This is a genomic window from Shewanella septentrionalis, from assembly GCF_025370265.1.
Classification (GTDB): domain Bacteria; phylum Pseudomonadota; class Gammaproteobacteria; order Enterobacterales; family Shewanellaceae; genus Shewanella; species Shewanella hafniensis.
The window spans coordinates 1-537 of record NZ_JAMTCC010000126.1 but is presented as its reverse complement, the minus strand read 5'-3'; the positions used below and the strand labels follow the sequence as shown (position 1 = coordinate 537).

Genomic DNA, 537 nt, shown 5'->3' with positions numbered 1-537 from the left:
TGTTGGCGCAGCCAACTCCATACCTGTTCGATGGGGTTTAGTTCTGGGGAATATGGCGGCAGTTTGAGTATCGACAGGTTGGGGATATCAGCAGCAATGTCATTGGTATGCCAACCCGCACCGTCCATTACCACGACAGCATGGCGGCCAGGTTTGGTGCGTTTTGCAATCAGCTCCAAGTGCTGGTGCATGATGTCCTTATTAACGAATGGCGTGATGATGGCTTCAGTTTCTCCTGTTGCAGGACAGACTGCGCCGAAGAGATGCACATATTCAAACTGCTGCTGTCTTAGCGCTCTTGGTCTACTGCCTTTGGAGGCCCAAAGTCGTGTCGTTGTATTTTGCTGGCCGAATCTGGCTTCGTCCTGAAACCAAATATCAATCTGGTGTGGTTGTATATGAATGGGAGCGTGAAGGATCGTTTCCAGAGGAAACTTTTTTAAAAGCGTCCTGTAAGCTCTGAGTTTGTTTTGGATGCCTGGAGCGGCTGGTTATCCAACAGAATCCCATGCTCTTTAGTAGCTTGTAGATGTGATT

The 537-nt window shown here is 48.8% G+C and carries 1 pseudogene; it reads right to left on the bottom strand.

The window, feature by feature from the left end:
* Positions 1 to 537, bottom strand: a pseudogene (locus tag NE536_RS22875) (IS630 family transposase); the annotation flags it as partial.